The sequence below is a fragment of the uncultured Agitococcus sp. genome (assembly GCF_937920075.1).
Lineage (GTDB): Bacteria > Pseudomonadota > Gammaproteobacteria > Pseudomonadales > Moraxellaceae > Agitococcus.
In genome coordinates, this window is record NZ_CALETI010000256.1 from 1 (window position 1) to 5,789 (window position 5,789).

Consider the following 5,789-nt stretch of genomic DNA (forward strand, 5'->3'; position numbering starts at 1 on the left):
AAAATGCAAGAGAGTAGCGCGTGTAAGCTGCCAAGTTAAATCCAACACGAGGACCCACCCCCCAAAACTGCGTATCCGCTTTAAATCCATACTTCACAGATGGGGAAATCACCGAAAAGGGTGGGGTATATTGCCGAAAACTTTTTGTCTTATAATCTTGACAAGTGAGAAGGGCTCTTATTCCCATCAATGGCTGAATTGTAATGGCATTGGTCATTCCAATTTGACGAGCTAAGGCGAGATCCCAACAAAAGTAATTCAAGATCCAAGAGCCTTCAAGTTTTTGGGCTGCGATAAAAACGGGGTTGTTGATAGGACCGTACGTAGGGGTGATTCCTTTTCCATGAGCTGGATTTACATGAATTCTCCTATCAGCATCTCCATAAAAATAGGTCATGGTAGCCGAGATATTCCATTGATCGTGATGAGGTAAATATCTTCCGAATGAGAATCGAACTCCTGAATCCGGCGTGAGAGGCCGGTGTCTTAACCGCTTGACCAAGGGGCCAGCCGATATGGAAAAAAATAATGGTAGCGGCGAACGGGGTCGAACCGCTGACACTGCGGGTATGAACCGCATGCTCTAGCCAACTGAGCTATCTAGGCAAATTGGTTGCGGGAGCTGGATTTGAACCAACGACCTTCGGGTTATGAGCCCGACGAGCTACCAGACTGCTCCACCCCGCAACGACAGGAGGCGAACTTTACAGACTTCACCTCAACAAGTCAAGCTTTATTTCGCTTTAACTTAAACTAATTTGTTATCCCTTAACAAATCCCTATATCCAAATTAATAACTTGGTGCGGAGGGGGGGACTTGAACCCCCACGGCTTGCGCCACCACCACCTCAAGATGGCGTGTCTACCAATTCCACCACCACCGCATCAGGGGCTGCTACTTTACTGTATTTATTAAGTAAATGCTAGTCTTACGGTGCAGTATTTTGAGCTGGAACAGTTGCTGGCACATCACTACTTGCCGGTGCAGAAGAAATAGGTGCTGGAGTTTGAGCTGCTGGCGCAGGTACATCCGTATTAGCTGGTACTTTTTGTGTAACTGGTGCAGAAATCACAGGAGATTGAGACACTTTTTGTTTAGCAAATATAGCCAATGTCATACTAGTAATAAAAAACACTATCGCTAAACCAGCGGTTAATTTTGTTAAAAAACTAGCTGAGCCAGCACTACCAAAAACAGTTTGTGAGCCACCACCACCAAATGAAGCCCCTGCTTCTGCGCCCTTTCCTTGCTGCATCAAAATAAATAGAATCATGACACTGGCAATAATGACATGTACAACTAAAACAAAGGATTCCATGCTAACCTACCATAGATGCTTTTGCCGCGTGGCAAATTGCGAGAAAATCTTGCGCGACCAACGATGCGCCACCCACTAATGCCCCATCAATATCAGGCATCGAAAACAAAGAGGCGGCATTATCTGCTTTTACACTGCCGCCGTAAAGGATTGGCAGATAATTGGCAATGTTTTTATCGTAAATTGTCACTAATTGGCGTAAAAAAGCATGAATAGCTTGTGCATCATGGGGGGTTGCTGTTTTTCCTGTGCCAATTGCCCAAACTGGTTCATAGGCAAGAATGGCATCAGCTAAGAGCTCAACTCCACAATAATCAATCACCGCTTTCAATTGACGAGAGACAACGGCTTCTGCTTGACCACTTTCTCTCTCCGCCAAACTTTCGCCCACACAAATAATCGGTTTTAATCCTTGCTCTCTTAAACGTAAACATTTTTTAGCGACTAAACTATCTGTTTCGGCATAATATTGGCGGCGTTCAGAGTGTCCCACAATGGCATAAGAAACCCCTATATCTGCAAACATTTGCGCTGAAATTTCACCAGTATATGCACCTGCTTGACCCTCTGCAGCCACATTTTGTCCCGCTAAAGCAATAGATGATCCCATTAATTGAGCTTTAACTCCTGAAAGATATAATGCAGGAGGTGCTAAGATAATCTCGATATTATCAGGTGCGGACTGTGTTAACGCGCTAACCAATTGAACATTCTTGGTAACACTACCATTCATTTTCCAATTGCCTGCCACTATTTTTTTACGATACATAAAAATTATCCTAAATAACTAACCCAACGCTGCGCGTACTTTATCCGCTAACTCTTGGCAAATACGACTAATCATTTGTTGTTGCTCGCCCTCAACCATGACACGAATAACGGGTTCTGTACCAGAAGCACGTAATAATACTCGACCTCGTGCGCCTAAGATCGCTTCAGCATCCTTAACGGCTTCAACAACTTGAGCATTTTCCATAGGGTCTGATTTTTTGGCGACCTTAACATTAATTAATTGCTGAGGATATTTGCTCATTCCTTGACGTAATTCATGTAAAGTTTGGCCACTTTGCACCAAAGCACTTAATACTTGTAAAGCCGCAATAATCGCATCACCTGTGGTAGTTTTGTCTAAACACACAATATGTCCAGAGGCTTCACCACCTAATGTCCAACCACGTTTGGCCAAAGCAGACATAACATAACGATCACCAACCTTAGCACGAATAAACTCTAACCCCATTTCTTTAATCGCAACTTCCATGCCCATATTACTCATTAACGTGCCAACAACCCCGCCAATATTAAAACCATCTTGCTGACGAGCCTTAGCGATCATGACAATTATTTCATCGCCATCAACCACTGATCCTGTATGGTCAACCATCATCACACGATCACCATCACCATCAAAAGCAATGCCCAAATCAGCTTTATTCACCAATACTGCCGCTTGCAAGGTTTGAGGATGAGTTGAGCCACAATCAGCATTAATATTAGTACCATCAGGCTCACAAGCAACAGCAATAACTTCTGCACCTAATTCTCTAAATACAGCTGGCCCTACTTGATAAGTGGCACCATTAGCACAATCGACAACAATTTTCAGCCCCTTTAAGCTCAAATGATAAGGAAAAGTCGCCTTACAAAATTCAATATAACGACCACGCGCATCTTCTTGACGCAAACTTTTTCCTAAATCATCAAAATTATCAATCGCTAAAGGCTTATCTAACCAAGCTTCAATTTCCGCCTCAATATCATCTGACAATTTTTTACCATTAGAACCAAAAAACTTAATGCCATTATCATAATAAGGATTATGCGAAGCTGAAATAACCACCCCTGCACTAGCATGAAAAGCACGAGTTAAATGGGCAATTGCTGGTGTTGGCATTGGGCCTACTAATCGAACATCAACACCAGCAGCACATAAACCAGATTGCAAAGCCGACTCCAACACATAACCAGACAAACGGGTATCTTTGCCAATAACAACCGAAGCATTACCACTTGCTGCCAACACTTTTCCTGCTGCCCACCCTAATTTAAGGGCAAAGTCTGGCACGATTGGAAACTCACCAACCAAGCCGCGAATACCATCAGTGCCAAAATACTTACGTGCCATCTCTGATAACTCCTAATAATGTTGAATAGCACTCACTACAGCTAAAGCATCTTTGGTGGCTTTAACATCATGAGTACGAATAATTTTTGCCCCTTTTAACGCTGCAATTGTCGCTGCTGATAGACCCGCAAACAGCCGTTGATCAACAGGGGCATCATTTAAAATCTTGCCCAACATACTTTTACGCGACATACCTACTAATAATGGATAAGGTAATTGCGTAAATATATCTAGTTTAGCCAATAACTCTATATTATGAGCCAAGGTCTTACCAAAACCAAAACCAACATCTAACAATAATTGCTCTGCAGGAATTCCTGCATCTAAACAATATTCAATACGTTGTTGCAAAAACACCATCACTTCATCAATGACTGATTGATAATATGGACTTTGCTGCATGGTGCTTGGCTCACCTTGCATATGCATTAAACAAATCGGCAACTTGGTTTGAGCCGCAGCTTGTAATGCTCCATCACGCTGTAAAGCTCGCACATCATTAATTAACCCAATACCTAATTTAGCCGCCTGCAACATCACTTGAGGGCTGCTAGTATCGACCGAAATAATGGTATCAAAACGCTGTTTAACCGCCTCAATAATTGGCAATAAACGATCTAATTCTTGTTGTTCGGTGACTAATTGTGCTTGTGGGCGTGTGGATTCGGCGCCAATGTCTAAAATAGCTGCCCCTTCACTTATTAATAGTTCCGCTTGGCGTAAAGCATCATTTAGGGTAAAAAACTTTCCCCCATCCGAAAAAGAATCGGGTGTGACATTAAGCACACCCATAACCACAGGTGACGATAAATCTAGGACTTTATCGCCACAAATAAGTTTTTGCTTCATCATTTAACTGGCTGTATTAGAATCGTCTGGTTTAGTGATTTCTACTTTTTTGTCAGTTAATGTTGAGTTTCCTGTATGCGGTGGACGAGGTGGTTTACCTGCCATAATATCGTCAATTTGCCCAGCGTCAATGGTTTCATATTGCATTAAAGCATCAGCCATTGCTTCCAAAATATGACGATTAGTTTCTAAAATGTCTTTAGCTTGGCCATAACAACGGTCAATCACTGCACGAATTTCATTGTCTATATCCATGGCGGTTTGTGCAGAAACGTTTTTACGTTGGGTAACACTCCGACCTAAGAAAACTTCGCCCTCTTCTTCATCATATAACATTGGGCCTAGTTTTTGTGATAAGCCCCATTTAGTGACCATATTACGCGCCAATTCTGTGGCACGTTGAATATCATTAGAAGCACCAGTCGTCACACCATCAAAACCTAAGGTCATTTCTTCGGCAATCCGTCCACCAAATAACGAACAAATTTTACCTTCAATACCACGTTTTGACCATGAATAACGATCTTCTTCAGGCAAAAACATGGTGACACCCAAAGCACGTCCACGAGGAATAATCGATACTTTATAAACTGGGTCATGTTCTGGCAACAGTCTGCCAACAATAGCATGGCCTGCCTCATGATAAGCGGTATTGCGTTTTTCAGCCTCAGACATGACCATAGATTTGCGCTCTGCACCCATCATAATTTTATCTTTAGCTAATTCAAACTCTTGCATATCAACTGTTTTTTTGTTGATGCGTGCGGCAAATAAGGCCGCTTCATTCACTAGATTGGCTAAATCAGCACCTGAGAAACCCGGTGTACCACGCGCAATTAATTCGGCATTAACATTTTCACCCAATGGCACTTTACGCATATGCACTTTGAGGATTTGTTCACGACCACGAATATCAGGTAAACCGACAACAATCTGACGGTCAAAACGGCCTGGTCTTAATAATGCCGCATCTAATACATCTGGACGGTTAGTCGCAGCAATAATAATGATGCCTTCATTACCTTCAAAACCATCCATTTCGACTAATAATTGGTTTAAGGTTTGCTCACGCTCATCATGGCCACCACCCAAACCTGCACCACGTTGACGGCCAACGGCGTCAATCTCATCAATAAAGATGATACAGGGGGCTTGTTTTTTAGCTTGTTCAAACATGTCACGCACACGAGATGCACCCACACCCACAAACATTTCAACAAAATCAGAGCCAGAAATAGTGAAGAATGGAACTTTTGCTTCGCCTGCAATCGCTTTCGCTAATAAAGTTTTGCCTGTACCTGGTGGACCAACCATCAGCATACCACGGGGAATTTTGCCACCTAAACGTTGGAATTTTGCAGGATCACGCAAAAACTCAACCACTTCCTGCACATCTTCTTTGGCTTCATCACAACCTGCCACATCAGCAAAGGTGGTTTTAATTTGATCTTCAGATAACATACGTGCACGTGATTTACCAAAAGTCATTGGCCCAC

The 5,789-nt window shown here is 42.7% G+C and carries 4 protein-coding genes, 3 tRNA genes and 2 pseudogenes; all 9 read right to left on the bottom strand.

The features are described 5' to 3' along the window. Positions 1 to 397: hypothetical protein (locus tag Q0212_RS08770; protein WP_297924606.1), on the bottom strand; the 397-nt coding region annotated here is incomplete at its 3' end. 38 nt (positions 398 to 435) lie between these two features. Further along, a tRNA-Glu gene (locus Q0212_RS08775) sits at positions 436 to 504 on the bottom strand. Positions 505 to 610: 106 nt separating this feature from the next. Further along, positions 611 to 687 (bottom strand) — tRNA-Met (locus tag Q0212_RS08780). A gap of 112 nt (positions 688 to 799) precedes the next feature. Further along, positions 800 to 884: transfer RNA gene (locus Q0212_RS08785), tRNA-Leu, on the bottom strand. Positions 885 to 1,076: 192 nt separating this feature from the next. After that, positions 1,077 to 1,319, bottom strand: a pseudogene (gene secG / locus Q0212_RS16810) (preprotein translocase subunit SecG); the annotation flags it as partial. A gap of 1 nt (position 1,320) precedes the next feature. Continuing rightward, the gene (gene tpiA, locus Q0212_RS08795) at positions 1,321 to 2,088 is read right to left on the bottom strand and encodes a triose-phosphate isomerase (protein ID WP_297924610.1); all 768 of its coding nucleotides are present in this window, start codon (positions 2,086 to 2,088) and stop codon (positions 1,321 to 1,323) included. An 18-nt stretch (positions 2,089 to 2,106) separates the two neighbouring features. After that, entirely contained in the window at positions 2,107 to 3,444 is a 1,338-nt protein-coding gene (gene glmM, locus Q0212_RS08800) for a phosphoglucosamine mutase (RefSeq protein ID WP_297924612.1), read from the bottom strand. 12 nt (positions 3,445 to 3,456) lie between these two features. Beyond that, on the bottom strand, positions 3,457 to 4,296 hold the full coding sequence (gene folP / locus Q0212_RS08805) for a dihydropteroate synthase (protein WP_297924614.1): 840 nt from the start codon (positions 4,294 to 4,296) through the stop codon (positions 3,457 to 3,459). A 75-nt stretch (positions 4,297 to 4,371) separates the two neighbouring features. Next, positions 4,372 to 5,789, bottom strand: a pseudogene (gene ftsH, locus Q0212_RS08810) (ATP-dependent zinc metalloprotease FtsH); the annotation flags it as partial.